Source organism: Micromonospora solifontis, assembly GCF_003725545.1.
In the GTDB taxonomy this organism is placed as follows: Bacteria; Actinomycetota; Actinomycetes; order Mycobacteriales; family Micromonosporaceae; genus Micromonospora; species Micromonospora solifontis.
This window is the reverse complement of the sequence record NZ_RJLN01000007.1, coordinates 47359-73863: the sequence shown is the minus strand read 5'-3', so window position 1 is coordinate 73863 and position 26505 is coordinate 47359. Positions and strand designations below refer to the sequence as shown.

Below are 26505 nucleotides of genomic sequence, written 5' to 3'. Positions count from 1 at the left end.
TCGGACCGATACGCTCGCCCGGTGTCGAACCCCGATCTCGTCGACGAGCCGCCCGCCGTGGGCGTCGCGGCACTGATCCGCCAGCGGCTCGGCGAGTGCAGCCCGGCGGAGCGCCGGGTGGCCCGGGCGCTGCTCGCCTCGTACCCGGCCGCCGGCCTGGGCACCGTCGCCGCCCTCGCCGAGCGGGCCGAGGTGAGCGCCCCGACGGTGCTCCGCTTCCTGTCCCGGCTCGGCTTCGGTGGCTACCCCGAGTTCCAGCGGGCGCTGCGCGAGGAGTTGGCCGAGCGGGAGACCTCGCCGCTGACCGCGTACCGGGCGACCGAGCGCAGCGGCGCGCCGCCCGAGGGTGCCCTGCCCCGGGCCGCGCACACGTTGCCCGAGGCGGTCGCCGGCACCCTCGCCGAGTTGCCGCAGGGCGAGCTGGATGCCGCCGTACGCCTCTTCGCCGACCAGCAGCTACGGGTCACCGCGGCCGGCGGCCGATTCTCCGGGCTGCTCGCCCACTACCTGGTGCTGCACCTGATGCAGGTACGTGGCAACAGCCGGCTGCTGCCGGCCAGCCCCGTGGAGCGCACCGACATGCTGGTCGACGTCGGCAAGCGGGACCTGGTCGCGCTCTTCGACTTCCGGCGGTACGAGGAGCCGACGCTGGCGCTGGCCCGGGAGGTGACCTCGCGGGGCGCCAAGGTGGTGCTCTTCACCGACCGGTGGCTCTCTCCGGTGGCCGGTCTGGCCGAGGTGGTGCTCCCCGGACGGGTCGACTCGCCGTCGCCGTACGACAGCTTCGTGCCGGCGTTGGCGCTGGTCGAGACGGTGGTGGCGGCACTGATCGACCGGCTCGGCCCGGTGGCGGGCACCCGGCTGAAGGCGATGGAGGCGGCCCAGCAGGCGTTCGGCGGGTGACGACCCCGGCGTTACAGAAAACTGTAACCCCATCGAAATCGTAACGTGAGTTACAGTCCGGGGGCTGGTTCGTTCTGGCCCCCGGAAGGACTCCCCATGCGCATCCGTCAGTTCGCCCTGCTCGGCGCGGCCACGGCGCTGCTCGCCGCCACCGCCGCCTGCGGCGGCTCCACCGCCCCCGCCGCCGGCGGTGACGAGATCAAGCCCGTCTCCGTCACCATCGACGGGGTCGGCGCGGTCACCACCGACACCGACCTGGCGAAGAAGGTCCCCGCCGACGTCCGTGGCCGGGGCACCCTCACCGTCGCCACCAACGCCCCCTACCAGCCCTTCATCGACTTCAAGGTCGAGGGCAAGAACGACGAGTTCAAGGGCCTCGACCACGACCTGTTCCAGGCCGCCTCGGCCCGGCTCGGGCTCAAGGCCACCTTCTCCCAGCAGCCGTTCGACGGCCTCGTCCCCGGGCTCCAGGCCGGCAAGTACGACGCCATCGCCGGCGGCATCACCGACAAGAAGGAGCGCCAGCAGGTCGCCACCTTCGTCGACTACTCCGCCTCCGGCACCGGCTTCCTGGTCAGGACCGGCAACCCGCTCGGCGTGCGGACCGTCGCCGACCTCTGTGGCCGCAAGGTCGCCGTGCAGAAGGCCAGCAACCAGGCCAAGAACCTGGCGACCTACGCCAAGGACAGCTGCGCCGGCAAGCCGATCGAGGTCAAGGAGTACCCGGAGAACCCGCAGGCCGTGCAGGCGCTGATCGCCGGCAACGTCGACGTGGTCGCCGCCACCAAGGTCAACCTGGTCGACACCGCCGCCTCGCTCACCGGCAAGGCCGAACTGGTCGACGACCCGTCCGCCCCGAACGGCTGGCTGGCCAGCCCGAACGGCTTCGGCTTCCTCAAGGCCAACAAGGAACTGGCCGAGGCGTACCGGAGCGCCGTGCAGTCCCTGATCGACGACGGCACCTACGCCAAGATCCTCGGCCAGTGGAAGCAGACCCCGATCGCGGTCAAGCAGGCCACCATCGACCAGGCCGTCGACTGAGCCCGGACCACCCCTGGACCGCGGTCGCCGGGCGCCCTCCACATCCGTGAGGGCGGGCCCGGAGTGGCGCCCGGCGACCGCCGATCTCCGACCTCCGCAGGAGGCATCGCCACATGAGCACCACCACCCCCGACACCCCGGCCGTCCGGGTCGTCCCGGTACGCCATTACGGGCGCTGGCTGACCGCGCTGGTCGTGGTCGGGCTGGCCGCCCTGTTCCTCCGGGCTCTGCTGGCCAGCCCCAACCTTGAACCCGCCACGATCGCCCACTACCTGTTCAAGGACTACGTCCTCGACGGCGTGGTCACCACGCTCTGGCTCACCCTGCTGGCGATGCTGCTCGGCACGGCCGGCGGCATCCTGCTCGCCGTGATGCGGCTGTCGGAGAACCCGGTGCTGCGCGGCGTCTCCTGGACCTTCATCTGGATCTTCCGGGGAACCCCGCTGCTGGTCCAGATCATCTTCTTCGGCTTCCTCGGGGCGCTCTTCCCCCGGCTCACCCTGACCGTGCCGTTCACCGGCACGATCCTTCTCGACAAGCCGACCAGCGTGGTGGTCACCGGCACCGTGGCCGCCGTACTCGCCCTGTCGCTCAACGAGATGGCGTACGCCGCCGAGGTGATCCGGGGCGGCATCCTCGCGGTGGACGGCGGGCAGACCGAGGCCGCCGCGGCGCTCGGCATGGGCCCGACGCTGACCCTGCGCCGGGTGGTGCTGCCCCAGGCGATGCGGGTGATCATCCCGCCGATGGGGAACGAGACGATCACCATGCTGAAGTCCACCGCACTGGTGTCGATCATCGCCGGGCGGGACCTGATGACGGCGGTGCAGACCGTCTACCAGAACAACTACAAGGTGATCCCGTTGCTGCTGGTGGCGGCGATCTGGTACCTCGCACTGGTCAGCCTCCTCTCGGCGGGCCAGTGGCTGATCGAGCGCCGGTTCGGGCGCGGTTTCGCCCGGGGAGGCGTGCGATGACCCCGATGGTGCGCGCCGAGGGCGTGACCAAGCGGTTCGGCCCGGTCGAGGTGCTCAAGGGCATCGACCTCAGCGTCGCGCCCGGCGAGGTGGCCTGCCTGCTCGGCCCCTCCGGTTCCGGCAAGTCCACCTTCCTGCGCTGCGTCAACCACCTCGAGCGGATCGACGGCGGCCAGCTCTGGGTGGATGGCGAACTGGTCGGCTACCGCCGGCACGGCGACAAACTGTACGAACTGAAGGCGCGCGAGGTCGCGGTGCGCCGCCGGGACATCGGCATGGTGTTTCAGCGGTTCAACCTCTTTCCGCACCTCACCGCGCTCGGCAACATCGTCGAGGCCCCCGTCCGGGTCCTCGGCACCCCGCGCGACCAGGCCCGTGAGCAGGCACTGCGGCTGCTGGACCGGGTCGGCCTGGCGGAGAAGGCCGGCCACTACCCGAGCCAGCTCTCCGGCGGGCAGCAGCAGCGGGTCGCCATCGCCCGCGCGCTGGCCATGCGTCCCAAGCTGATGCTCTTCGACGAGCCCACCTCAGCGCTCGACCCGGAGCTGGTAGGCGAGGTGCTCGACGTGATGAAAGGGCTCGCCGCCGACGGGATGACCATGGTGGTGGTGACCCACGAGATGGGGTTCGCCCGCGAGGTCGCCGACCAGGTCGCCTTCCTCGACGGTGGAGTGGTCGTCGAGGCCGGCCCGCCCGCCGAGGTGCTCGGCCGTCCCCGGCACGACCGGACCCGCGCCTTCCTGGACAAGGTCCTCTGATGGGGCCGTTGCTCGCGGCGGCCGGCGATCGGCTGGCCGCGTACCACGAGCGGCTCGCCGCGCTCGTCGCCGTGGACTCCGGCTCCGGGCACGTCGACGGGCTGCGGGCCGCCGGCGACCTGGTGCAGGCCTGGTGCCTGGCGGCCGGGATGGCGGTCGAGCGGGAACCCGTCACCGACCCGGCCGCCCGCCCGCTCGGCGACGTGCTGGTCGCCCGGCGACGGGGCACCGGCACCCGCCGGATCCTGCTCGCCGGGCACCTCGACACGGTGTTCCCGCCCGGCACGGCCGCCGCCCGGCCGTTCCGCGTGCAGGACGGCCGGGCGTACGGGCCGGGGGTCAGCGACGACAAGGGCGGCGTGCTCGCCGGTCTCGCCGCCGTCGAGGTGCTCGCCGCGCTCGACCGGCACAGGTACGGCGAACTGGTGCTGGTCTGCACGCCGGACGAGGAGATCGGCTCACCCGGCAGCCGCCCGCTGCTGCGTACCCTCGGGGCGGAGGCCGACGTGGCGCTCTGCCTGGAATGCGCCCGCGACAACGGCGATCTGGTGTCGGCGCGCAAGGGTGTGGCCGACCTGGAGGTGACCCTGCGCGGCCGGGCCGCGCACGCCGGCATCGAGCCGGAACGCGGGGCGAACGCGCTGCTCGCCGCCGCCCGGCTGACCGTCGCGCTGGACCAGCTCAACGGCCGCTGGCCGGGGGTGACCATCAACGTCGGCGTGCTGGAGGCCGGCGGCCGGCCCAACGTGGTGGCCGACCGGGCCCGGATGCTGGTCGATCTGCGCGCCTGGCGGGTCAGCGAGTACGAGGCCGCGCTCGCCGAGATTCGCCGGCTGGTCGCCCAGCCGGCCGTCTCCGGGGTCCGCGCCGACCTGGCCGTGCACGCGCCCACCCCGCCCTGGGAACCCGGCGCGGGCGGGCGACGGCTCGCCGAGCTGGCGGCGAAGGTGGGTGCCGGCATCGGCGTACCGGTGGCGCACACCGCCACGGGTGGCTGCGCCGACGCGAACCTGCTCGCCGAGGCGGGCACGGCGGTGCTGGACGGTCTCGGTCCGGTGGGCGGCGCCGACCACAGCCCGGGCGAATGGCTGGACCTCGACTCGGTGGTGCCCCGGGTCGCGCTGCTCGCCGCCCTGATCGACGAGGTGGCCCACGCCGAGCTGGCCTGAGACGCGGAAGGGCCGGCCTCCCTTCGCGGGAGACCGGCCCTTGGTGCCGCTCGGTCAGGAGCTGTAACCGCGGCCCGCGATCCAGTTGGCCAGCTCGGTCACGTCCATCCAGTACGTCGGCTCGTTCGGGCTGGCCGGGTCGGCGATCAGCACCGTGTTGCCGTCGTTCTTGTACTCCACCACGGTCAGGTAGTGGCCGGGGTAGCTGTGCTCGACACCGTCGATGTCCAGCGCGCCGCCGAGGATGTTGGCGACGACCGGGCGGCCGGCGTCCACCGCGGTCTTCACGTCGGCCCGCAGTCGTTCGACCTGCTCCTTGGTGGCCACGTCGTCCCGGATCTCGGTGGTCTTGTACTTGCCACCGGTGTACTCGTTGAGCACCCGGGTGATGTCGATCGCCGAGTCGGTGCCGTTCTCGGTCGTGCCCAGCTTGGCGGCCAGCTCGTCCTGGCTCACCGTCTTGCCCTCGGCGGACAGGGCGATCCGGGTGGACGCCGGGCCGCAGTAGTAGAAGTTCGGCTGGGCCTGATAGTCGAAGCGGGCGCTCCGCTCGCCCTTGGCACCCTTGTCGCTCTTGTTCGCGGTCACCGGCTTCGCCTGCGCGGGGGCGGCGTACGCGGCCACGGCGGGGCCGGCGACGACGCCACCGGACATGACGAGACCGGCGACGGACAGCATGCTCTTCCGGACGACCGAGTTCATGTCGAAGCTCCATTCGGGGGTTGTTGCCGTCCCCGTCTCGGGACGCAGCAGCACCGGGAGTGGCGCTCGGGGCGCGTGCGGGGGATCCCGCTCGCTCACGGAGGTGCAACGGCTGGTGACTCCCGGTGATTCCACTTCCGAGGTGACCGCCGACACCCCCGGAACCGGACATCCGGCACGGCCGGGCGTTGACGGGCCCACTCCGGGTCATCGAACGCGCTTCTCGTAGCGTCGGCAGGGAACGACGACGACCGCGCCGCCAGGTGCTGCCGGGCGGCGGCCCGTGTCATCGGTTCCGGCCTCGGCCGGGTAGTCGATGGCCGCCGCGTCGCGCCAGCCGCAGCGGGCGTAGAACCGGCGGGCCCGGTTGTTGCCGACCGCGACCGCCAGCCACGCCGTGTCGAACCGTTCGGCGACGATCCGCTCGCCGGCCTTGAGCAGCGCGTCGGCCACGCCGGTCCCACGGGCCGGCCCGGCCACGTACATCTGCTCCACCTCGTCCTCTCGGACGGTGACGAACCCAACGACGCGCTCGCCCAGGGTGGCGACCGTGGTGGCGGTCAGGCGGGGCGGTACCCGCCGGCGGAAATCGGCCAATCGCCGGTGTTGGTGCAGCGCCTCCGGGACGTGCCCGGCGTGCCCGTCGAGCCAGCCGCGGTGCCACAGCGCGGCGATCGCCTCGGCGTCCGCCAGGTGCGCGGCGCGCAGTACGAGATCAGGGCGGTTCTCCAACACTCGACCCTCCGTGACAGTAACTTGCATTTCTAACTTAGAACGTTAAGATAGCTCCCATGAACCACCCGAACAACCTTGGGCTGGAGCTGCACACGCTGGTCTCCCGCCTGGACCGCGCCGGTGACCGCATCCTGCGCGCCAACCATGGCCTGTCCTACCGGCGGTTCATGGTCCTGGTCATGGTCGGCGAGCTGGGCGCATCCACCCAGCGGGAGCTGGCCGACAGCCTCGCCGTGACGGAACCCTCGGTCAGCCGGATGATCGCCGCCCTGGCCGGCACCGGACTGCTCACCGTGGCACCCGACCCGGCCGGCGGCAACCGCCGACGGATCGCGCTGACCGACTCCGGCCGCACGTTGGTCAACCGGGCCGGCACGGAGCTGATCCAACGGCTCACCCAGCTGGTCGAGTCCAGCGGGGTGCCGTTCGAGACCTACCTCGCCCACACCCGACGGTTGAACGCCGCCCTGCAAGGCAGCTGACACACCGGCGCGCACCGCGACACCCACCGGATCACCGTGAGGAGTTCCCCATGGCCACCGCCCCCGCCGGAGGGACCGTCCGTTCCGTCGACGGCACCACCATCGCCTACCACACCACCGGAACCGGCCCGGATCTGCTGCTCGTCCCCGGTTCGCTGAGCGACGCCGCCGATTTCGCCGGGCTGACCGACGCGCTCGCCGCCACCTTCACCGTGCACACCGTTCAGCGGCGCGGACGCCGCGGCAGCGGCCCGCAAGGACCCGGGTACGCCATCGAGGCCGAATGCGCCGACCTCGCCGCGGTCCGGGCGGCAACCGGCGCCCGATACGTCTTCGGCCACAGCTTCGGTGGGCTGGTCGCGCTCGAGGCCGCCCGCCGTGACCAGGGCATCACCAAGCTGGCCGTCTACGAGCCCGGCGTCAACGTCGGCGGCCTCATCCCGACCGACTGGATCCCGCGCGCCCGCCGGTTCCTCGCCCAGGGCCGTCCGCTGGACGCGTTCGCCACGTTCTCCATCGCCACCGGGCCGAGCGCGGCACGCCGCAACCCCAGATGGCTCATGGCCGCCATCCTGCGCCTGGCCTTCCGCGGCGAGAAACGCGCGAAGGTCTTCGCGCTGCTCGAAACGGCCCTGCACGAGCACGCGGAAATCGGCCGTCTGAACGACAGCTATCCCGCCTACCGGGAGGTGTCCGCCGAGGTGCTGCTGATGAGCGGCGGCAGGAGCGACCTGGCCCACGTGGCCCCGTCCATGGCCCGGCTCACCGAGGTGCTGCCCTCGTCGCGGCTGCTCACCTTCCCGAAACTGGACCACTTCGGACCGCACCACAAGGGCGAGGCCGAGGTCGCCGAGGCGCTGATCGCGTTCCTGCGCAGCTGACCGGTGCGGCGGCCACGGCCCGGTCCCGTCGGGCCAGTGGGCGACGGCCACAGCACCGGCTGGCGGCCGGGGCGGACGGTCAGCCGGCGGGCGGGAGGCTGCCGAGGAGGCGGGTGACGGCGATCTCGATCACCACCCGCTCCGGATTGGGGCGGGGCGGACGGTAGCGCTCCGCGTACCGGCGCTCGGCCTCCTCGACCGACGCCCGGTCGTGGCGCAGCACCGCGCGGCCCTCGACGGTCAGCCACCAGCGGCCGTCCACCTGGCAGACCGCCACCGGAGCGCCCTCCGGTCCGGCCGCCCCGACGTGTCGCGCCTTGGCCGAGCCGCCGGAGGTGATCACGCGGGCCAGGCCGGCGTCCACGTCAAAGGTGACGCCCACCGGCACGACGTGCGGGGTGCCGTCGGCGCGCAGCGTGGTCAGGGTGGCGAGACGCCGGTCCCGGAAGAACCGGATGACCCGCGGGTCGTGGGGGTCCAGCCGGTGGTTGCCCGCCATGTGCCGTCCTCGGTGCCGCGCTCACGGCCGACCATCGGCCCGCGCCCGATCATGACACGGGACGGTGCGGACGGCCCGGAGCCGCCGCGGACTCCGACCGACCGGGCAGCCCCTGCTGCGCCGCCCGGTGCTTGGCGACCAGCCGGCCCAGGTAGAACAGGGTGCCGGCCAGCACGCCCATGTCGTCCAGGTAGATCGGGTCGGGCAGCAGGTCGACCGGCAGGATCGTGTAGATCAGCGCGCCGTAGAAGGCGAGCTTGCCGCCGGCGCCCAACGCGCTGACCAGCCGGTAGGTGCGGAACACCCGGACGGCGAGCAGCACCGCGCCGACCAGCGTCGCCAGCGCGACGACGCCGGCGAGCACCAGCAGGATCCAGGTTTCGCGGGACACGAGGTCACGCTAACCGAACCGGGCCAGCTCCGCCCGGCGGTCAGAACGCCGGCACGGCCGCCCGGCCCCGGGCTGTCGAGCCGGACTCGGCCCGGGCCGGGGTCGGCAGCTCCCTGGTCGTCTCCGGCCCGGTCAGGTCCACGATGGAGAGCGCGTTCTGCCGCTCCAGGTCGGGCCGGGTCGCCGCGTACGCCTCCTGGCGCAGGCTCCGCGCCGCGGCGGCGGCCAGTTCGGCGGCGCGCCAGGCGGCCCGCTCCCGCTCCTGGGCGGCCTCGTGCCGGGCGCGGACGTTGTCCCGGATCAGCCGGCGCAGCAGCAGCTCCTGCTCCACCGGGTGCCGGCGCGGATCCCAGCCGCGGTGCTGCAGGATGTCGCTGAGCTGTTCGACCGTGATCTCCCCGCGCTCCTGCGCCGCCGTCGCCGCCCGGTGCAGCCAGCGCTCCCGGTCCGCGTACTCGGCGGGCGTCCGGGCCGTCCTGGGCAGCGGCAGCGCGGCGGCGGCCGCCAGCCGGCGGACGTCCTCCTCCGCCGCCTCGTACGCCTGCCACGCCGTCTCGACCTCGTCCTGGGCGGCCAGCCACTCGGCCCGCCGCCGTTCGGCGGTGGCGGCCGCCCGGGCCGCGGCCACCTCCACCTCCTGCGCGAACCGGGCCCGCTCACGGGAGCGCTCGCGGGTCTCCGCGGCCAGCTCCAGGCTGCTCGGCCGGGCGGCCTCACTGATCCGCTCGCCGAACACCGAACGGAACCAATCCGGGCGGACGATCAGCGCGGCGATCACGATGGCCGCCACGGCGATCAGGGCCAGCCAGATCACGGCGGCCTGCGGGACGTCGTACAGGACGGCGGAGAACACGGTCTGCATCACCAGCACCTCGTGGTGGGACGTTCGGAATCAACGGTCTGGGGGCCCGGGGCGACGGGCGGAGGAGCGCCGCCGGTGCGGGTAGGTCCGTACCCATCAGGGCGGCGAGAGATGCCAGCGCCGCGCGGGCGGCCGGCGCGTTCAGGCGCGCGGCGGGCCGCGGCGGGTGACCGAACCCGGGCCGGGATCGGCGGGCGCGGCCACGGCGGCGGTCGTCCGGGCCGCCGCGCCGCCGGAGTCGATGTGCCGGGCCGGTACGCCGGCGGCCGGCGCGGTCGACCCGACCCGCGGGTGCCGGGTGCGGGAGTCGGCAGTGCCCGCTCCGTCGGCCGGGGTGATGGTCGTGGTCCAGCCCGTGGCGGCGGAGGAACCGGGCAGGAGCGGGCCCGCCGGGGCGTCGGCCGGCCCGGGCGCGACCCGGAGGTCGGCCAGCGGCCGGACCGTCGAGACCGGACGGAACGGATCGGCGGGGACGGGGGCGGTCAGGCCGTTGAGTCCGACGACGAGCACCAGCGCGGTCGCCGCCATCCGGGTGAGCCGGCGCAGGCTGCGCAGCGTGGCCCCCCACATGGGTGGGGCGAACGCTACCGGCTGCACCGGTTCAACCTATCGGTCAGGTCCGTCTCGTGCACCCCGATGAGCCACCCTGCTCGCGTGACCCGGCCCACGATGCGGTGTGGACGGATCCGCCCACCCGGCGCCCGGTGGCACCGGGTGGGCGGCCGGTTCACTCGGCGCGCAGCCCGTCCGGTCGGGTCAGCCGCCAGAGCACCGGCAGGCTCGCCCCGGTGACCAGCAGCACCACCGCGGCACCGAGCCCGACGCCCAGGCCGACCACCGGCCAGCTCACCAGCACCGGCGCGCCGACCATCCGGAGCAGCGCCGCACCCATGGCCAGCCCGATGGCCGCGGCGAGGACCAGCCCGGCCAGCACCGGCACCCCGGTCTGCCCGAGCACCGACCAGCCGAGGGCGCTCCGGGGCGTCCCGACCGCGACCAGCGTGGCGAGCAGCCGACGCCGCTCCCGGAGCTGCTCCAGGACGCCGACCAGCATGCTCATCCCGATGAGCAGCAGGGTGACCACCGCGCCGATGAGCAGCCCGCGTCGGACGTTGGTGAACTGACGGCTCTCCCGGGTCGCGTCCAAGGTGAGGACCGAGGCGGTCAGGTCGACCGCGGCCACCTCGCTGCGCAGCCGCTCCACGGCGTCCGAGTCCGTCGGATCGAGGCCGACCAGCGCGGTGGCCAGGGCCTCGTCCGGCGGCCGGTACGCCAGCGCGCCAGGCGTCACCAGCAGCCCGTCGCCACGCCCACCCACCGGGTCGTCCCGCACCGGCACCGTCCGGGCGTCCGCCGGCACCCGCCAGGCCGGCGCGCCGCCGCCGAAGCCGATCCGGGTTCCGGGGCCGAGGCCCGGGACGGGGCGGTCCCGCCAGGCCAGGAAGACGTCGCCATCGGCACAGCCGCCCAGGTCGGCGTACTCGGCGAGGGCCGTGCAGTCGCCGATCCGCACCTCGACGGGCGAGGCGTCCGGGTCGGCCGCGCCGACGGATGCCGGGAACGCCACGAACGACACGGTGCCGAGGCTCCGGGTCACGCCCGGTACGGCCGCGATCCGGGCGAGTACCCGCCGGGACTCCGGCGGACCGTACAGCGAGACCACGGCCTGGGCGCGGGCCGGGTCCTGGCCGCTGGGCCGGCGGAACTCGTCCTGCACCCCGGCCACCAGCATCTGAAGTCCGATCGTGCCCGCCACGGCCACCGCCACCCCGCTGACCAGCCGGGCCGAGGCGGAGCTGTCGAGCTGGAGCCGCCGGATCGCGAGCTGCCACGGCGGCGGTCCGCCACGCAGCGGGCGTACCAGCAGGTCCACCAGCCAGGGCAGGAGGGTGACCGTGCCGACGAGCAGGAGCACCGCGCCCGCCGCCACCTGGCCGTCGGTCGCGGCGGTACGGCCGGCCCGCACGTCGGTGAGCGGCTGGAGCAGCGCGAGCCCGGCGAGCGGCAGCAGCAGCCGCCACCAGAGACGGCGCCGGGCCGGGGTGGCCTGGCGGCTGACGCCCAGCGGCGTGACGACGACCCGGCGCAGGGCCAGCAGCGCCATCCCGGCGGCGAGCAGCGGTACGGCCAGCGCCACCACCGCCACCAGCCACGGCACCGGACGCAGGTCGGCCGGGAACACGCTGATGTCGTACAGCGACACCAGGGGCGCCAGCTGCCGGCCGGCGAGGAAGAACCCCGTACCCACGGCGAGCCCGACCAGCGCGGCGGTGCCGGCCTCGGCGGCGGCGATCCGACGGACCATGCCGGCGTCGGCGCCGAGCAGGCGGAGGGCGGCCAGCCGGCGGTCGCGCTGCTCCCCGCCGAACCGCACCGCCGCCCCGAGGAACACCACGATCGGCAGCAGCAGCACCACGACGACCACCACCACGAGCAGCCAGAGCACCGGCCCGAACTCGTCCGCCGGGCCACCCCCGCCGAAGTGGTCGAGCCGCATCGCGTGGTCCGCGGTCAGATTGTCCCGGCCCAGATAGAAGGTCAGCTCGTGCGGGCCGGCCAGGCCCTCCGGGCCGATCGTGCCGGCGACCCGGGCACCGCCCAGCCGGGGTGCGAGCAGCGCCCCGTCCGGCGACCCGAGCAGCTCCCGCAACGCCGGGGAGACCACCACCTCGCCGTCGCGGGGGAACGCGGTCAGCCCCGGCGGCAGCGGCGCGTCGGGTCCCTCCGGGTGCAGGATCCGGCCCCGCACCGGGCGGTTCCGGAAGACGGTGTCGACCTGGGCTACCAGCAGCGTGTTCGCGGCCGCCGACAGCTCCGGCCCGGGCAGCCCCTGGTCGCTGCGCGCCGCGCCCCGTGCCGCACGCGCATCGATGGCACCGGGCACCGCCGCCGCGAGCAGCAGCATGGCCACGCCGATGCCCACCCCCAGTGCGGTCAGCACCGTCCGGGTCCAGCCGGACCGCCCGCCGGTGACCGCCATCCCCGCACCCATCACCAGGTCGCCCCAGCCGGCTCGCAGCCGACCGCCGCGCCGCCGGGGATCGGCCCCGGTCATGCCACCTGCTCCAGGCTCCGGGCCCGACCGTCCCGGACGACGACCTCCCGGTCGGAGTACGCGGCCACCCGCGGCTCGTGGGTGACCAGCAGTACCGCCGCCCCGGTCTCCCGGGCCGCCCCGGCCAGCAGGCGCATCACCCGCTCGCCGTTGAGCGAGTCCAGGGCGCCGGTGGGTTCGTCGGCGAACACCACCCGGGGGCCGGTGACCAGTGCCCGGGCCACCGCCACCCGCTGCCCCTGGCCGCCGGAGACCTCCCCGGGACGCTTGCCGGCGACGTCGGCCACCTCCAGCCGCGCCAACCACTCGCCGGCACGCCGTTCCGCCTCCCGGCGGGGGACCCGCTCCAGGCGCAGCGGCAGCGCGACGTTCTCCAGGCAGGTCAGCTCCGGTACGAGCTGACCGAACTGGAAGACGAAGCCGAACTCGCGGCGGCGCAGCGCGCTGCGGCCCGCATCGGAGAGGGTGGCCAGCTCGGTGCCCCGGTACCGGACCGAGCCCCGGTCCGGGCGGACGATGCCGGCCAGGCAGTGCAGCAGGGTGGACTTGCCCGACCCGGACGGGCCCATCACCGCCACCACCTCACCGGCCCGTACGGAGATCGACGCGCCGGCGAGGGCCGGGGTGGGGCCGAAGGAACGGTGCAGGTCGTCGCCGACCAGCAGCGGCTCGCCGGTCATGCCCGCACCTCCTTCGCCAGCTCGTCCAGGCGGGCGGCGGTGAGCTCCAGCCAGCGCAGGTCCGCCTCGAGGTGGAACAGCGCGTGGTCGCAGATCAGCTGCTCGGCGAGGTCGCCGTGGGTCTTGCGGCGGGTCAGCTCCCGCATCAGCCGCAGGTGCTCGGCGCGCTGGGTGTCCAGCAGGTCGGCGGCGGGCCGGTCGGTGAGCAGCGCGAGCACCACCTTGGTGTAGAGCACGCTCTGCAGGTACGGCTCCGGCTTCTCCGGCTGGGACAGCCACCGCTGGACGTCGGTCACCCCCGCCTCGGTGATCGCGTACCGCTTGCGCTCGGGGCCTTCGCCGGGCTCGACGGAGTCCACCGCCACCAGGCCGTTGCGCAGCAGCCGGGACAGGGTGGAGTAGACCTGGCCGAAATGGAGCGGCCGGGTGTGCCCGAACCGCTCGTCGTACGCCCGCTTGAGGTCGTATCCGTGTCGGGGGCTGGATTCCAGCAGCCCGAGGAAGGTGTGACCGATCGACATGGCGCGACTATACACACCAGGTATACAGCGTAGGTATACCCGGGCGGTCGAAACGACGAACGGCGCGGCACCCCTCGTCGGAGGGGGCCGCGCCGTCGGTCGGCGTGCGATCAGTCGGTGCCGAGCACCGAGGGCGGGGCGGACCGGCCGTCGCCCCAGACCATCTCGTCCTCGGTCAGCCAGGTGAGGTGCTCGTCCGTCTCGTCGTCGCCGTGCTGGCCCTGCTTGCCCAGCACCCCGTTGCGCCCCGGCATCGCGGAACGCGCGCCGGTGCCCTTGCCGCCGGTGGACCGGCCCTCGGCGTCGACCACGGCGCCCCGGCCGCCGGCGAGCCGACCGGTGCCGGCCGCCGACCTGCTCTCCAGCCCGCCCGGGCGACCGGACACCCCGCCGGTCGAGCCGGCCAGCGCGCCGGTGCCCACGCCGGGCACCCCGAAGAACGAGTTGCCGCCGGCGGTCGGTGCGGTGGGGGTGGTGCCGGTGAAGGTGGCGCCGCTGAGGCCGGCCGTCGGGCCGGTGCCGGTGAGCGGCGGCGCGGCGCCGGCGAGCGAGGTGCCGGCCGGGTCGGTGACGCCGACCGAACCGATGGTGCCCGGGTTGCCCGCACCGGTCGTGCCGCCCGGGTCGACGCCGGCGGTGCCGGTGGTCGGGGCGGTGTGGTGGACGCCCGAGGTGGTCGCGGTGGCGCTGGAGGAGGGGCCGAACGTGCCGACGGACGGCCCGCTGGACGGCGTGCCCACCGAGGGGCCGCTGCCCAGCGTCGGGCCGGTCGGGTCGGTGTGGCCCGGCAGCTGGGTGGGAGGCTCCTCCGGCACGACGATCCGCCCGTACGCGGAGAAGTCGTAGCCCTCGGCGAGGTTGGCGACGACCTGGACCATCCGCTGGTGCGCCTTCTCCTGCTCGGCCTCGTCCTGCTTGTGCCCGACGAACCCGCCGATCACCGCGCCGGCCCCGCCGCCCATCAGGAAGCCCTTGACCGCGCCCTCGACCAGCTTGTCGTTGTCGTCGGTCTCCTCCGGGCTCTCCGACTTGGCCTGCGCGGTGCGCAGCTCGGTGGCCATCATGCCGAGCGCCTGCTTGATCCCGGCCATGCCCTCGGCCAGGTTGCCGGAGTAGTCGACGATCAGGTTCAGCCGCTGGTGGAACGCCCGGGCGGCGTCGCCGGACCAGGTCTTGGCGAGCGCGTCCAGATCCTTGGTCAGGTCCCGGCCGAGGCCCTCCAGGGTGTCCTTCATCGAGCTCCACTGGGCGCTGAGCCCGTCGATCTGCTTCGGGTCGCCCGCGTTGACGCCCTGGTAGAGCTCCTTGTGGCTGACGTGCTGGTAGCGCTGGGTGTACTCAGACACGCGGATCCTCTCCCTTCGCCGGCTTCATCGCCTCGCTGACCCCGGAGAGGGCGGCGATGATGTCGGCCGCGGCGGCCGCGTTGCGCGCCTCGGCGGTCCGGTAGTTCGTCATGATCGTCTTGGTCGCCCGCTGGGCGGCCACGATCGCCCGGCGCAGCCGTTCGGCGTGGCTGGCGAAGCTCGCGTACGTCTCGGAGTAGCGACGGGCGTTGTCGGTCGCGTCGGTGAAGGTGCCCAGCGCCGGCGGGCGGCACTGCATCTCGGTGTCGAGCTTCTTCAACACCGACTCGGCCTCGCTCAGCCGCCGCTCGAGCCGCTGGTGGAAGTCCTCCAAGGACAGTACGTCTACTGTCGTGCGCCCGGTCATGGCTGCATCCCCGTAGTCATCGTCGAGAACCGTTGGCCATGCTCAGGTTAGTCGACCCGGGCCAGCGAGGGCGACCCGTACCGACCGGCCCTCCACATCGGACCGCCGAGCGCCGTCAACCGCCCTGCGCGGGCGATGATCCGGACGGCGCCGGAATGCTTGACTCGTCCGACTTGTCCCGGGCGGTGTCGCCCGGTCGGGCCCCCGGGTCGTAGTAGCTCATCGCATCCCGCCGCTCCAGCGCCGGCCCGGTCGGCACCAGGGCCAGCAGCGAGGCCGGCACCGCCAGCGGGGTCACCCCGCCGTACCCGAGGGCGGTGCGGGCGTCCCCGGAGGCGGTGCCCAGCGGGTAACGGACCCCCTGGGCGGTGATCAGGTAGACCGTCGACCCGGCCGCCGCCTTCCCGGTGTCCCCGGCCGCGGCCTGCACCAGCACGCCCTTGCCACCGGGCAGCAGCACGTTCTCGGCGGTCCGCACCGCGTCCCGGGCGCCCTGCCGCGCGGCGACCCCGTCCGACGCGATCAGCTCCGCCGGCGGTTGGTCGAAGACCTCCAGCGTGGTGGTCGGCGGCTGGCCGGCGCCACCCGAGCGGTAGCTGGCGCAGAGCACCGTGCGGCCGGCCCGGACCTCGTGCAGCGCGGGCAGCTTCTGCGGCAGGCCCTCGGCGTCCAGTCGCCGGTCGGTGAGGAGTTCGCCGGCCTGGGCGGGGGTGATGTCGGTGATCTGACCGCCGTCGCCGAGCAGCAGCAGCGCGGTCATCTCCGTGACCGACACCAGCCCGGTCCGGGTGAGCACGTAATACTGGTCGGCCGCCCGGAACACCTGGCCGATCCGGGCCGGCCGGCCGGCCACCGACACGCTGCTGGAGCCGCCGTACCCGTCGATGCTCGGCTTGCGCAGCGGCGGCCCGACCGGCACCGCGTTGAGCAGTTGCTGCCCGACCGTCAGGGTCGGCGCGCCGGCCATCTTCAGCGCGACCAGGGCCTGCTCGTCGCCGGCGACGCGCAGCTGCGCGCCCCCGGTGAGCAGGTAGCGGACGCCGTCCACCCGGACCAGCACCGCCTGGTCGGTGAGCGGGGTGCCACCCGGCAGCTGCCGGTCGATCACCAGCCGGGTCGTGGAGCGCTGCGGGTCGATCGGGTCGGGCACGTCACAGACCGACCAGGGGAGCCCCACCAGGGACTTCCGGTCCGGCACGGCGTCGGGTGCCCCCACGATGCCGGCCGTCCGGCCCCGCGGGCGGTCCTTGATGGCGGCCTGCGACATGGTACGCACCGGCGGGTCGGCCTCGTTGAGGATCAGCCGGGCGGAGGCGTAGTTGAGCGTGGGGTGCAGCAACCCGTCGTCGGTGAAGACGTAGGTGGCGCCGGTCTCCCGCTCGATCACCAGCGTGTTCGGCTCCAGCGGCGCGGCGTTGCCGGTGAACTGCCCGTACGCGCCCGCGCCGCCGAGCACGACGGCGGCGGCGATGACGCTGCCGAACACCGCCATGCCGAGCCGCCGCATCGGCAGGTCGTTGGTCTCCGGGTCGCCGGAGAGCAGCGCGGCGACGATGCGGCGGGTGACGAAGCGGTACGCCTGCACCTGATCGCGGCGGGTCCGCATGACTAACCTCCGGCAGGGGTGGGTCCCGCGACGATCAGGTCCGAACTCCGTCGCGGGCTTCCCTACGATAAGGGGCCGTCGGGGGTCCATCGGGACCCCGCCCGTCCCCCGACCCCGCACCGATCCGGCGGATGCCCAGGATGTCCAGAAGGGACGCTCACCGATGACGCAGGTCCAGGCGCCACCCGGCCGTACGGCGACCGCCCCCGCCACCCCGGACGACCGTCCCGTCACCCCGGCCGACCAGCGTCGGCGCGGCCGGCTCGGCCCGGTCGTCGTCGGTCAGCTGGTGGTGCTGGAGTGCGCCGCGCTCGCCGTCTGGTTCGCCACCGGCGGCCCGTCCTGGCTGCTCCCGGCCGTCGGTGTGGTGGCGCTGGTGGCGGTGGTGGCCGCCTTCGCCCGGCGCGGCGGCCGCTGGTGGTACGAGGACCTGATGCTCCGCCGCCGGCTGCGCCGGCGGCGCGACCGGGCCCGGGGCGCGGTGCCCTCCGGCGACCCGCGACTGGTCGCCCTCGCCCCGGAGCTGACCGTGGTCGAGCTGACCGAGCGGGGCACCCGGATCGGCGTCGGGCAGGACGAGCGGGGCTGGTTCGCGGCGGTGGCCCTGACGGGCCGGCCGGGCACCCCCGCCGGCTCGGTCGAGGCGGCCGTGGTGGACCGGGCCCTCGCGGTGCTCGCCGACTTCGCCGGGCCGGTCACCCAGACCCAGGTCGTGTCGCACACCCTGGTCTGGTACCCGGCGCCGGGCACCCCGCCGGCGGCGCACCGGACCGTCTGGGTGGCGCTGCGGCTCTCCGTCGCCGACGCCCGCGCCGAGACGGTGAGCCGGGGCGGCGGCCTGCGCGGGGTGCACCGTACCGTCGCCGCCGGCATGGGCCGGCTCGGCAACGCGCTGAACGCCGCCGGCCTGCACCACCGGGTCCTCAGCCGGGACGAGCTGTACGCGGCGGTGGTCTCCGGCGCCGGGCTCGACCTCGCGCCGCAGGCCCCGGTGGAGAGCTGGACCAGCCTGAGCGGTGGCGGCTGGACGCAGCGCTGCCTGGCCCTGCGGGTCCGCCCCAACGGCTCGCTGGGCGCGCTGGTGGACGCGGTGACCGCCACCTCCGCCCCGTCGCACACGGTCGCGGCGGTGGTGCTTCCCGGCGGCCGCCGGCTGCCCCCGCTGCTGCGGGTGGCGGCGATGGACGGGCACGCCGCCGCGCTGGTGAAGGCCGTCCGGGACGTGGCCAAGCGGGCCGGTGTGCCGGCCCGCCCGCTGGACGGGCAGCACGGCCCGGGGGTCTACGCCACCGCGCCGGTGGCCACCGCGATGGGCACGGTCACGGTCGAAGGTTGACGATCCAGCCGTAGAGGCCGCAGACCCAGACGGCCAGCGGCACCAGGGCGACGATCAGCAGGATCTCGACGATGTCCAGGGTGCGCCCCCAGACCGGCGAGATCCGCTTGCCCGCCACCGTCAGCCCGTAGATCAGGCTGATCAGGGCGGCCAGCAGCAGGCCACCGAGGATCAGCCCGAGTCGCACCGGCAGCGAGCCGGCGCCGAAGGTCGCCGCGGCGGCCAGCCCGAGGCCGACGGTGCCGGCCAGCAGCACCGGGATGCGCTGGGCCCGGCCGATGAACGGGCGGGCGCGCAGCAGCGAGAGCAGGGCCAGCACCAGGCAGAGCAGCACCGACGGCAGCCGGCCGTTGTCGGCCAGCACGAGCTGACCGCCGAGGACCAGCACCGACACCGTCCACAGCAGGCCGGTCAGGAACGCGTCGGCGCGCTCGCTGTTGCGCAGCACCTGCGGGCCGTCCACCGACTCGGTGTCGGTCTTCAGGTCGTCCGGACCGGTCGGGATCGACGGCACCGGCAGCCGGGCCAGCCGGTAGGAGACCATCGGCAGCGCCGGCAGAGCGGCGAAGGCGATCGTCGCGACCACCGCCGCGGCGGCCGCCGCGCCGATGTCGAAGGCCAGGCAGAGCACGGCGCCGATGCCGACGGCCACCGCCACCGCGACCGCGCCGAGGAAGAGCGGCAGCCGGTCGCCGACGGCGAGCGCGGACACCGCGCCGAAGAGCACCACCGCGGTCGCGGCCATCAGCACGTGCGGGCTGGCCAGGTCGTCCAGCTTCCGGTCGCCGGCGAGCACCAGCAGGCCGCCGATCGCCGCGTAGCCGAGGCCGGCCATGGCCAGCACCGCGCCGGTACGGCTGTCGCCGGCCGCCCGGGACAGCACCGCCGCGGTCACCAGCAGGGCGAGGGAGACGACCAGCGCGGCCAGCGCCCCGGGCAGCTGCGGCGGGCCGGCGAAGAGCGCCGCCACCGCGCCGGCCGCCAGCGCCGCCCCGGCGAACAGCACGGCGAACGAGCGGGTGGTGCCGACCTGCCAGGTGCCGGGCCGCTGGTTGGTGGCGGTGGCGACCGCGTCCACCACGTCGTCGAAGACGATCTCGGGCGCGGCCGAGGCCCGCGGGTTGAAGTAGAGCACCTCGCCGTCCCGGACGCCGAGCTGCGCGGCGGTACGCCCGCCGTCCAGCGGCGGCCCGCCGAGCCGGGACAGGCTCCATCCACCGTGCCGCACGCCCTCGTCGGCCAGGTCCTCGCCCGCGTACCGCAACAGCGTGGGCAGCAGATCGGCCAGGGGGACGTCCGACGGCAGCGCCAGATCCATCCTGGTCCGGGGCGCCACGATGGTGATCCGGCTGAGCCCGCCGGTCGCCGTCTTCGTCGCCACAGTGGCCTCCTCGTGCTCGCCTACGATTCACCTCGGCCGGTGGCGTCGCCCCCCACGGGTCCACGACGCCCTCGGGAGATTACCTACGATGGCGGTCGCACAGGTTGCCCACCCGACGTCTCGGGCCGTTGGCAGACCACGATCAGGGCCGCTTCTGGGGAGGAGAGCCGTGAGTACGGTGGTGTTCCGCCGGCTTCCGCGTCAACCGGGGCCCGCGCTGCCGCGCGGCGAGGTGCTGCTGGAGTCCCCGCCGGAGCTGCCCGAGCAGCAGCCCCGCGGAATGGGCCAGGTGTTGATGATCCTGCCGATGCTCTGCGGCGTCGGCGCGATGGCCTTCCTCTACGCCGGGCGTGGCGGCGGCATGATGACGTACGTCGCCGGCGGCCTGTTCGGCGTGTCGATGCTCGGCATGGCGGTCGGCACGCTCGGCAACGGCGGCAACGACAAGGCCGAGCTGAACGCCCAGCGGCGCGACTACATGCGTTACCTGGCGCAGATGCGCAAGCGCACCCGGCGGGCCGCCGAGCAGCAGCGCGCGGCGATGACCTGGCGGCACCCGGAGCCGGACGCGCTCTGGTCGGTCGCGGCCTCCCGGCGGCTCTGGGAGCGGCGGATCACCGAGGACGACTTCGGCGAGGTCCGGATCGCGCTCGGCCCGCAGCGGCTGGCCGTGGAGATCGTGCCGCCGGAGACCAAGCCGGTGGAGGACCTGGAGCCGATGAGCGCGATCGCGCTGCGCCGGTTCGTCCGGGCCCACTCCAGCGTGCCGGACCTGCCCACCGCGCTGTCGCTGCGCGCGTTCAGCCGGATCGCGCTGCGCGGCGAGCGGGAGGCGGTGCTCGACCTGGCCCGGGCCGCGGTCGGTCAACTGGTCACCTTCCACGCCCCGGACGACCTGATCGTCGCGGTGGTGGCCGCCCACGACCGGCAGCCGGTGTGGGACTGGGTGAAGTGGCTGCCGCACGCCCAGCACCCGGGGCGTACGGACGCGGCCGGCGCCCGCCGGATGGTCTTCGCCAGCCTCGCCGAGGCCGAGGCGGCGCTCGCCAACGAACTGGGCGGCCGGCCGCGGTTCGCGCCGGAGGCGAAGCCGCTCACCACGGCCCCGCACCTGGTGGTGGTGCTGGACGGCGGTGAGGTCTCGCCGACCTGCGCGCTGATGGGGCCGGGCCTGCTCGGCGCCACGGTCATCGACCTCTCCGGTACGGTCCCGCGCGACGCGGGCCGCTGGCTGCTCTGCCTGGACGCCGGGGACGGCACCGGGCTGGACCTGGTCCGGGGCAACACCCCGTCGCGGTTGGGCCGGCCGGACCGGCTCAGCCTGCCCGCGGCCGAGGGCCTGGCCCGGCAGATCGCCCCGTACCGGCTCTCCCAGCAGCAGGGCGCCAGCAACGAGGAGCCGCTGGCCCGCAGCATGGAGCTGCCGGACCTGCTCGGCGTCGGCGACGCGGCCGCAGTGGACGTCCGGCAGACCTGGCGGCCACGCAGCCACCGCGACCGGCTGCGCATTCCGCTCGGCGTCGGGCCGGACGGCAACGTGGTCGAACTCGACTTCAAGGAGTCCGCGCACGAGGGCATGGGCCCGCACGGCCTGGTCATCGGCGCCACCGGGTCCGGCAAGAGCGAGCTGCTGCGGACCGTGGTGGGCGCGCTGGCCGTGACCCACTCGTCCGAGGAGCTGAACTTCGTCCTGGTCGACTTCAAGGGCGGCGCCACCTTCGCCTCGCTGGACGCGCTGCCGCACACCAGCGCGGTGATCACCAACCTCTCCGACGAGCTGCCGCTGGTCGACCGGATGCGCGACGCGCTGGCCGGCGAGATGAACCGCCGCCAGGAGGTGCTGCGGGCGGCCGGCAACTACGTCTCCCGCTACGACTACGAGAAGGCCCGCGCGGCCGGTGAGCCGCTGGAGCCGATGCCCAGCCTGCTCATCATCTGCGACGAGTTCAGCGAGCTGCTCGCCGCCAAGCCGGACTTCATCGACCTCTTCGTGATGATCGGCCGGCTCGGTCGGTCGCTCGGCGTGCACCTGTTGCTGGCCTCCCAGCGCCTGGAGGAGGGGAAGCTGCGCGGGCTCGACACCCACCTGTCGTACCGGATCGGTCTGCGGACCTTCTCGGCGGTGGAGAGCCGGATCGTGCTCGGCGTGCCCGACGCGTACGAGCTGCCGAACGCGCCCGGCCACGGCTACCTCAAGACCGACACCAGCACCATGCTCCGGTTCCGCGCGGCGTACGTCTCCGGCCCGTACCGGGCGCCGGGGCAGGTGCAGCGGTCCACCCGGGCGCAGGTGCAGCGACGGATCGTCCCGTACGGCATCGACTACGTGCCGGTGCCGGCCGCGCCGGCCCCGGTGGAGACCGCGCCCGAGCCGGAGCAGACCGGCGACGGCAAGGCCGTGGCGATGCTGGACGTGCTGATCGACCGGCTCAAGGGCCAGGGTCGCGCGGCGCACCAGGTCTGGCTGCCGCCGCTGGCCGATCCGCCGGGCCTGGCCGAGCTGCTGCCGCCGCTGAAGGTGCACCCGCAGTACGGGCTGACCACCGCCGACTGGCCGGGCCGCGGCCGGCTCACCGTGCCGGTCGGCATCGTCGACCGCCCGTACGAGCAGCGGCGCGACCCGATGATGGTCGACCTGTCCGGCGCGGGCGGCAACGTGGTCATCGTCGGCGCCTCGCTGAGCGGCAAGAGCACCATGCTGCGCTCGATGCTCGCCTCGCTGGCGCTCACCCACACCCCGCGCGAGGTGCAGTTCTTCTGCCTCGACTTCGGCGGTGGCGCGCTGCGCAGCCTGGAGGGCCTGCCGCACACCTCCGGCGTCGCCGGGCGGCGGGACACCGAGGCGGTCCGACGGACCATCGCCGAGGTGGTCGCGATCATCGACGAGCGGGAGCTGCGCTTCACCCAGCACGGCATCGACTCGGTGGCCAGCTACCGGCGGCGCCGCGCGGCCGGGGAGTTCGCCGACGACCCGTTCGGCGACATCTTCCTCGTGGTCGACGGCTGGAACACCCTGCGCCAGGAGTACGAGGAGCTGGAGCAGACCATCACCAACCTGGCCAACCGTGGCCTCGGTTTCGGCGTACACGTGGTGGTCACCGCCGTTCGGTGGGCGGAGATCCGGATCAACATGCGCGACCTGCTCGGCACGAAGCTGGAGCTGCGGCTCGGTGACCCGGCCGAGTCGGAGATCGACCGCCGGGCGGCGCAGAACGTGCCGGTCGGCTCGCCCGGTCGCGGTCTGACCCGCGACAAGCTGCACTTCCTCACCGCGGTCTCGCGGATCGACGGCAAGCGCGACATCGAGGACCTGACCGAGGCGTCGGTCGCGCTGGCCGGTCACGTGGCGGCGAACTGGCCGGGGCGGCCCGCCCCGAAGGTCCGGCTGCTGCCGCGCAAGCTGCCGGTCGCCGAGCTGGCGAAGGTCGTCGACCGTTCGGTCCCGGGCATCCCGATCGGCGTCAACGAGTCGGCGCTCGCCCCGGTCTACCTGGACCTGGCGAGCGAGCCGCACCTGACCGTGTTCGGCGACGCGGAGTGCGGCAAGACGAACCTGCTCCGACTGATCGCCCGGGGCATCGCCGAGCGGTACACCCCGGCCCAGGCCCGGCTGGTCATCGCCGACTACCGGCGCGGCCTGCTCGGTGCGGTGGAGGGTGACCACCTGCTCGACTACGCGCCGTCCAATCAGGTGTTCAGCCAGGGGCTCGGTTCGATCCGCAGCGCGCTGCAGAACCGGCTGCCCGGCCCGGACGTGACCACCGCCCAGCTGCGTGACCGGAGCTGGTGGAAGGGGCCGGACCTCTACATCCTGGTCGACGACTACGACCTGGTCGCCTCGGGCGGGAACAACCCGCTCAGCGCGCTGCACGAGCTGCTGCCGCAGGCCCGGGACATCGGCCTCCACCTGATCATCACGCGGCGGGTCGGCGGTCTGGCCCGGGCCCTTTACGAGCCGGTGCTGCAACGCCTGCGCGAGCTGGACTCGCCGGGTCTGCTGATGTCCGGCAGCCGGGAGGAGGGCGCGGTCTTCGGCAACCTGCGGCCCAGCCCGCAGCCGCCGGGCCGGGGCACCCTGGTCCGCCGCCGGGACGGGCAGCAGCTGATCCAGACCGCGTGGACGGAGCCCGCCTGACGGGGCGGAAATCGCACGAACGGGTCCGGTAGCGTCGGCCCGACCGCCAGTGGTGAGGAGAGGACAGTCGTGAGCACCTCGTGGGGTTACGGCGGCGCCGGCGGCGCCGTGGAGAACCTGCTGCGGCAGGCGCAGGAGCAGCAGCGCCGGCTGGCGGAGTTCCAGCAGCAGCGCGCCGAACTGCGCGTGACCGGGGAGAGCCCGGACGGCCTGGTCCGGGTGACCGTCGACGGTGACATGAAGGTCGGCGGCATCGACATCAACGCCCGGGCCATGCGACAGGACAGCTACACCCTGGCCGAGTCGCTCCAGGCCGCCATCGACGCGGCGTACGCCTCCTTCGCCGAACGGCAGCAGGAGCTGATGACCGAGATGCTCGGCGGCTCGGACCTGGTCCGTCAGGCGCAGGCCGGCACCCTCACCCCGGAGGACTGGTTCCGCCAGTTCGGGGTGGACCTGTCCGACCCGACCCGCGGCCTGCGCCGCTGACCAGGGAGGAGACGCGGTGGCGAACAAGGTCGACGTCGACGCGATCCGCAAGGCGAGCCGGAAGCTCGACGCTCCGGACGGCCCGATCCAGTACCTGCGCAACGTGCAGTCGTTGCTGGAGAGCGTGAAGCTGCCGGACGGCGCGCTGACCCTCTTCGGGGGCGCGACCGTGCAGGCGCACAACGCCTCGGTGGACGGTCACCTGAAGAACGTCAAGACGGGCATCGAGCACCTGCACAAGGCGGCCGAACAGCTGGAGCAGACCGCCAAGAACTGGGAGAAGTCAGACCAGCCCTGGGTGGTCAAGTGACCGGCCGGGTGGACGGGGAGGGCAGCTGATGTCGGAGATCCTGATCGCCAACGCGGCCGGCACGGTGACCGGCACGCACACGGTCGCCGCCGCCACCGCGCCGGTGCGCGGCCTGCTGCCGGCGGCCCGGGCCAACTGGATGTGGCTGGTGTTCGCCGGTGCGCTGGGCGCCGCCATCGCCTACCTGGAGACGTTCGACAACGACGAGGTCAACAAGTCCATCAAGGAGTGGGGCGACGCGGCGCGGCTGCTCGGCGGCGACCAGTTCGGCGCGGCGCTGGAGCAGGTCCCGCCGTCGGACACCGAGTGGGACTTCGACGATCGGGACGCGTTCGACCTCTTCCTCCGCAAGCTCGGGGCCGAGATCAACTCGCTGGCCGAGGCGTTCAGCGCCAACAAGGACACCCTGACCTCCGCCCGGGACGCCTTCAACGACGCGGTGAACGGGCTGGTCGACGCGCTCATCCCGATCCTCATCGCGGTGATCGCGTCGGTGGTCCTCCAGGCGTTCCCGGCGACCGCGCCCATCGCCGAGGCGATCGGCGTGGCCGGGATGGCGGCGAGCGCGGCGATCCTGGCACTGGTCTTCGGCGACATCAGCGCGGTGTTCTCCGCCGTCATGGCCGGCTTCCAGGGCAACGACCGGTTCGCCTTCGTGTCGGACTCCCGGCCCGGCTGGGCGGCCACCGGCCAGGACCCGGACATCAAGGACATCAAGATCGACTGGGTCCGGGACTCCAAGTTCTACCAGTGACGGGAAGGGGCCCGGGGTGCTGCTGGTGCTCTTCGTGTACTTCCTGGTGACCGTCCCGGCCTTCATCGGGCTGGCGCTGGTCGCCCAGTTGTCCCGCGCCGCGTGGGCGAAGCGGGCCAGCGAGGTGGTGTTGCTCACCGGGGTCGCCGCGCTGATCCCGGTGGTGCTCGACCGGGCGCTCGACAGACCGGTGCTCTGGCTGTTCGTGGCGCTGCTGGTGGTCGTGCTGGTCTTCGGCGCGGCGATGCACGTGCGGTCGTACCGGCGGCCGTCCTGAGCCGCCGCTGGCGTCCGTGACCGTCCACGTCGTACGGTCGTGATCACCGGACGCCGTTGTGCGCCATGGGGATGCAGGGCTGCGCGGGTTGGACGTCGTCCGCTACGGTTCGGTTGAAGTGTCCGTCGGTGGGGTGTGTACGCCTTGCCGCGGGGGAGGGGCGCGGCGGATCCGCCGCCACGAAGATGACGGAAGGGTGTGAAGCATGGCGTTCGAGGTCAGTGCAGCGACTCTGCACACCGCCGCGAGTGACGTGCGGTCCACGCGCAGCGACGTCGACGGTGAGCTCAAGAAGCTGTGGAACGTGGTCGACGACCTGGCGATGGCCTGGAAGGGCCAGGCGTCGACCGGTTTCCAGTCGCTCATGACGCGTTGGAACGAGGACACGGTCAAGCTGCTGACGGCGATGGACAACATCGCCGACCTGCTCGACAAGTCGGGCACGACGCACCAGGTCAACGACGAAGAGCAGCAGCAGATGCTGGACAAGTTCCACTCTGCGCTCAACCCGTGATCCGCGAAGACAGGCAGAGGAGGAACTAGATGAGCATCAAGGTTGACTACGCCGTCCTCGAGAGCAGCAACCAGCAGATGCAGGCCATCTCGCGGACGATCGACGAGAAGCTGGACACGCTGCGGTCGATGCTGACCAAGCTCGAGTGGGAGGGCCAGGACCGCGTCGCCTACGAGCAGCACCAGGCTCAGTGGGACGCCGCCGTCCGGGACATCAACAAGGTCCTGAACGACATCGGCCACGCGGTCGGCATCGCGCGCGAGAACTACATGACGACCGAGATGAGCAACTCCAAGGTCTGGGGCAACTGACCCGACCGGTCTCCTGCGGCTCC

The 26505-nt window shown here is 73.7% G+C and carries 28 protein-coding genes; 15 read left to right on the top strand and 13 right to left on the bottom strand.

Going from position 1 to position 26505, the window contains the following annotated elements; translation table 11 throughout:
* Positions 1–21 precede the first annotated feature (21 nt).
* The 5 genes from EFE23_RS04330 to EFE23_RS04310 all read left to right on the top strand — a co-directional run bounded on the left by EFE23_RS04330 (position 22) and on the right by EFE23_RS04310 (position 4848).
* Positions 22–903: a MurR/RpiR family transcriptional regulator gene (locus EFE23_RS04330; RefSeq protein ID WP_199736921.1), complete on the top strand. Its 882-nt coding sequence runs from the start codon at positions 22–24 to the stop codon at positions 901–903.
* A gap of 96 nt (positions 904–999) precedes the next feature.
* Complete coding sequence (locus EFE23_RS04325; protein WP_123239564.1) at positions 1000–1944, top strand: transporter substrate-binding domain-containing protein; 945 nt, start codon at positions 1000–1002, stop codon at positions 1942–1944.
* Between the two features lie 113 nt (positions 1945–2057).
* Positions 2058–2921 carry an amino acid ABC transporter permease gene (locus EFE23_RS04320; protein WP_123239563.1) on the top strand — a complete coding sequence of 288 codons (864 nt, stop codon included), beginning with the start codon at positions 2058–2060 and terminating at the stop codon, positions 2919–2921.
* The gene (locus EFE23_RS04315; RefSeq protein ID WP_305034379.1) at positions 2918–3679 is read left to right on the top strand and encodes an amino acid ABC transporter ATP-binding protein; all 762 of its coding nucleotides are present in this window, start codon (positions 2918–2920) and stop codon (positions 3677–3679) included. Before EFE23_RS04320 ends, EFE23_RS04315 begins: the two co-directional genes overlap by 4 nt.
* Positions 3679–4848, top strand: a complete 1170-nt coding sequence (locus tag EFE23_RS04310) for a M20/M25/M40 family metallo-hydrolase (RefSeq protein ID WP_123239562.1) — start codon at positions 3679–3681, stop codon at positions 4846–4848. Before EFE23_RS04315 ends, EFE23_RS04310 begins: the two co-directional genes overlap by 1 nt.
* Before the next feature lie 54 nt (positions 4849–4902).
* Here the strand turns inward: EFE23_RS04310 and EFE23_RS04305 are convergent, their stop codons facing one another.
* Complete coding sequence (locus tag EFE23_RS04305) at positions 4903–5550, bottom strand: C39 family peptidase (RefSeq protein ID WP_123239561.1); 648 nt, start codon at positions 5548–5550, stop codon at positions 4903–4905.
* Positions 5551–5757: 207 nt separating this feature from the next.
* Complete coding sequence (locus EFE23_RS04300; RefSeq protein ID WP_199736920.1) at positions 5758–6285, bottom strand: GNAT family N-acetyltransferase; 528 nt, start codon at positions 6283–6285, stop codon at positions 5758–5760.
* A gap of 56 nt (positions 6286–6341) precedes the next feature.
* On the opposite strand from EFE23_RS04300, the gene EFE23_RS04295 reads away from it, so the two are divergent.
* A complete protein-coding gene (locus EFE23_RS04295) occupies positions 6342–6767 on the top strand; it encodes a MarR family winged helix-turn-helix transcriptional regulator (RefSeq protein ID WP_123239559.1) in 426 nt (141 codons plus the stop codon).
* Positions 6768–6817: 50 nt separating this feature from the next.
* Entirely contained in the window at positions 6818–7648 is an 831-nt protein-coding gene (locus tag EFE23_RS04290; RefSeq protein ID WP_123239558.1) for an alpha/beta fold hydrolase, read from the top strand.
* Positions 7649–7727: 79 nt separating this feature from the next.
* Here the strand turns inward: EFE23_RS04290 and EFE23_RS04285 are convergent, their stop codons facing one another.
* From EFE23_RS04285 to eccB, 10 genes are all read right to left on the bottom strand, one after another.
* Positions 7728–8147, bottom strand: coding sequence for a pyridoxamine 5'-phosphate oxidase family protein (locus EFE23_RS04285; RefSeq protein WP_123239557.1), 420 nt, complete (start codon positions 8145–8147; stop codon positions 7728–7730).
* Positions 8148–8196: 49 nt separating this feature from the next.
* Complete coding sequence (locus EFE23_RS04280; RefSeq protein WP_123239556.1) at positions 8197–8538, bottom strand: YkvA family protein; 342 nt, start codon at positions 8536–8538, stop codon at positions 8197–8199.
* Between the two features lie 40 nt (positions 8539–8578).
* Positions 8579–9400: a hypothetical protein gene (locus tag EFE23_RS04275; protein ID WP_123239603.1), complete on the bottom strand. Its 822-nt coding sequence runs from the start codon at positions 9398–9400 to the stop codon at positions 8579–8581.
* A gap of 141 nt (positions 9401–9541) precedes the next feature.
* Positions 9542–9997, bottom strand: coding sequence for a hypothetical protein (locus EFE23_RS04270; RefSeq protein ID WP_148058411.1), 456 nt, complete (start codon positions 9995–9997; stop codon positions 9542–9544).
* A gap of 130 nt (positions 9998–10127) precedes the next feature.
* Complete coding sequence (locus tag EFE23_RS04265; protein WP_199736919.1) at positions 10128–12455, bottom strand: FtsX-like permease family protein; 2328 nt, start codon at positions 12453–12455, stop codon at positions 10128–10130.
* The gene (locus EFE23_RS04260) at positions 12452–13135 is read right to left on the bottom strand and encodes an ABC transporter ATP-binding protein (RefSeq protein WP_123239554.1); all 684 of its coding nucleotides are present in this window, start codon (positions 13133–13135) and stop codon (positions 12452–12454) included. Before EFE23_RS04260 ends, EFE23_RS04265 begins: the two co-directional genes overlap by 4 nt.
* Positions 13132–13656, bottom strand: coding sequence for a PadR family transcriptional regulator (locus tag EFE23_RS04255; protein ID WP_123239553.1), 525 nt, complete (start codon positions 13654–13656; stop codon positions 13132–13134). Before EFE23_RS04255 ends, EFE23_RS04260 begins: the two co-directional genes overlap by 4 nt.
* 110 nt (positions 13657–13766) lie before the next feature.
* Positions 13767–15002 carry a WXG100 family type VII secretion target gene (locus tag EFE23_RS04250; RefSeq protein ID WP_123239552.1) on the bottom strand — a complete coding sequence of 412 codons (1236 nt, stop codon included), beginning with the start codon at positions 15000–15002 and terminating at the stop codon, positions 13767–13769.
* The gene (locus tag EFE23_RS04245; RefSeq protein ID WP_123239551.1) at positions 14995–15369 is read right to left on the bottom strand and encodes a hypothetical protein; all 375 of its coding nucleotides are present in this window, start codon (positions 15367–15369) and stop codon (positions 14995–14997) included. The genes EFE23_RS04250 and EFE23_RS04245 overlap by 8 nt, the downstream gene beginning before the upstream one ends.
* Positions 15370–15484: 115 nt before the next feature.
* A complete protein-coding gene (gene eccB, locus EFE23_RS04240) occupies positions 15485–16975 on the bottom strand; it encodes a type VII secretion protein EccB (protein WP_123239550.1) in 1491 nt (496 codons plus the stop codon).
* A 163-nt stretch (positions 16976–17138) separates the two neighbouring features.
* Here eccB and EFE23_RS04235 point away from each other — a divergent pair, with 163 nt between their 5' ends.
* Entirely contained in the window at positions 17139–18311 is a 1173-nt protein-coding gene (locus EFE23_RS04235) for a type VII secretion protein EccE (protein ID WP_123239549.1), read from the top strand.
* Here the strand turns inward: EFE23_RS04235 and eccD are convergent.
* Positions 18295–19692 carry a type VII secretion integral membrane protein EccD gene (eccD, locus tag EFE23_RS04230; protein WP_123239548.1) on the bottom strand — a complete coding sequence of 466 codons (1398 nt, stop codon included), beginning with the start codon at positions 19690–19692 and terminating at the stop codon, positions 18295–18297. The two genes, EFE23_RS04235 and eccD, sit on opposite strands and share 17 nt — an antisense overlap.
* A gap of 169 nt (positions 19693–19861) precedes the next feature.
* On the opposite strand from eccD, the gene eccCa reads away from it, so the two are divergent.
* From eccCa to EFE23_RS04195, 7 genes are all read left to right on the top strand, one after another.
* The gene (gene eccCa, locus EFE23_RS04225) at positions 19862–23827 is read left to right on the top strand and encodes a type VII secretion protein EccCa (protein WP_123239547.1); all 3966 of its coding nucleotides are present in this window, start codon (positions 19862–19864) and stop codon (positions 23825–23827) included.
* Positions 23828–23896: 69 nt separating this feature from the next.
* A complete protein-coding gene (locus EFE23_RS04220) occupies positions 23897–24316 on the top strand; it encodes a YbaB/EbfC family nucleoid-associated protein (RefSeq protein WP_123239546.1) in 420 nt (139 codons plus the stop codon).
* A gap of 16 nt (positions 24317–24332) precedes the next feature.
* Positions 24333–24626 carry a hypothetical protein gene (locus EFE23_RS04215; protein WP_123239545.1) on the top strand — a complete coding sequence of 98 codons (294 nt, stop codon included), beginning with the start codon at positions 24333–24335 and terminating at the stop codon, positions 24624–24626.
* Positions 24627–24654: 28 nt separating this feature from the next.
* Positions 24655–25380 carry a hypothetical protein gene (locus EFE23_RS04210; RefSeq protein ID WP_199736918.1) on the top strand — a complete coding sequence of 242 codons (726 nt, stop codon included), beginning with the start codon at positions 24655–24657 and terminating at the stop codon, positions 25378–25380.
* A gap of 16 nt (positions 25381–25396) precedes the next feature.
* Complete coding sequence (locus EFE23_RS04205) at positions 25397–25657, top strand: hypothetical protein (protein ID WP_123239543.1); 261 nt, start codon at positions 25397–25399, stop codon at positions 25655–25657.
* Between the two features lie 205 nt (positions 25658–25862).
* Complete coding sequence (locus EFE23_RS04200) at positions 25863–26171, top strand: WXG100 family type VII secretion target (protein WP_123239542.1); 309 nt, start codon at positions 25863–25865, stop codon at positions 26169–26171.
* A 29-nt stretch (positions 26172–26200) separates the two neighbouring features.
* Positions 26201–26482 carry a WXG100 family type VII secretion target gene (locus EFE23_RS04195; protein WP_123239541.1) on the top strand — a complete coding sequence of 94 codons (282 nt, stop codon included), beginning with the start codon at positions 26201–26203 and terminating at the stop codon, positions 26480–26482.
* Positions 26483–26505: the final 23 nt, after the last annotated feature.

What these genes read in the sequence shown, in the direction of transcription:
- EFE23_RS04325 (WP_123239564.1), top strand. Translation starts at nt 1,000, where the DNA reads ATGCGCATCCGTCAGTTCGCCCTGCTCGGCGCGGCCACGGCGCTGCTC.
- EFE23_RS04320 (WP_123239563.1), top strand. Translation starts at nt 2,058, where the DNA reads ATGAGCACCACCACCCCCGACACCCCGGCCGTCCGGGTCGTCCCGGTA.
- EFE23_RS04315 (WP_305034379.1), top strand. Translation starts at nt 2,918, where the DNA reads ATGACCCCGATGGTGCGCGCCGAGGGCGTGACCAAGCGGTTCGGCCCG.
- EFE23_RS04310 (WP_123239562.1), top strand. Translation starts at nt 3,679, where the DNA reads ATGGGGCCGTTGCTCGCGGCGGCCGGCGATCGGCTGGCCGCGTACCAC.
- EFE23_RS04305 (WP_123239561.1), bottom strand. Translation starts at nt 5,550, where the DNA reads ATGAACTCGGTCGTCCGGAAGAGCATGCTGTCCGTCGCCGGTCTCGTC.
- EFE23_RS04295 (WP_123239559.1), top strand. Translation starts at nt 6,342, where the DNA reads ATGAACCACCCGAACAACCTTGGGCTGGAGCTGCACACGCTGGTCTCC.
- EFE23_RS04290 (WP_123239558.1), top strand. Translation starts at nt 6,818, where the DNA reads ATGGCCACCGCCCCCGCCGGAGGGACCGTCCGTTCCGTCGACGGCACC.
- EFE23_RS04285 (WP_123239557.1), bottom strand. Translation starts at nt 8,147, where the DNA reads ATGGCGGGCAACCACCGGCTGGACCCCCACGACCCGCGGGTCATCCGG.
- EFE23_RS04275 (WP_123239603.1), bottom strand. Translation starts at nt 9,400, where the DNA reads ATGCAGACCGTGTTCTCCGCCGTCCTGTACGACGTCCCGCAGGCCGCC.
- EFE23_RS04265 (WP_199736919.1), bottom strand. Translation starts at nt 12,455, where the DNA reads ATGACCGGGGCCGATCCCCGGCGGCGCGGCGGTCGGCTGCGAGCCGGC.
- EFE23_RS04260 (WP_123239554.1), bottom strand. Translation starts at nt 13,135, where the DNA reads ATGACCGGCGAGCCGCTGCTGGTCGGCGACGACCTGCACCGTTCCTTC.
- EFE23_RS04255 (WP_123239553.1), bottom strand. Translation starts at nt 13,656, where the DNA reads ATGTCGATCGGTCACACCTTCCTCGGGCTGCTGGAATCCAGCCCCCGA.
- EFE23_RS04245 (WP_123239551.1), bottom strand. Translation starts at nt 15,369, where the DNA reads ATGACCGGGCGCACGACAGTAGACGTACTGTCCTTGGAGGACTTCCAC.
- eccB (WP_123239550.1), bottom strand. Translation starts at nt 16,975, where the DNA reads ATGCGGACCCGCCGCGATCAGGTGCAGGCGTACCGCTTCGTCACCCGC.
- EFE23_RS04235 (WP_123239549.1), top strand. Translation starts at nt 17,139, where the DNA reads ATGACGCAGGTCCAGGCGCCACCCGGCCGTACGGCGACCGCCCCCGCC.
- EFE23_RS04210 (WP_199736918.1), top strand. Translation starts at nt 24,655, where the DNA reads ATGTCGGAGATCCTGATCGCCAACGCGGCCGGCACGGTGACCGGCACG.
- EFE23_RS04200 (WP_123239542.1), top strand. Translation starts at nt 25,863, where the DNA reads ATGGCGTTCGAGGTCAGTGCAGCGACTCTGCACACCGCCGCGAGTGAC.
- EFE23_RS04195 (WP_123239541.1), top strand. Translation starts at nt 26,201, where the DNA reads ATGAGCATCAAGGTTGACTACGCCGTCCTCGAGAGCAGCAACCAGCAG.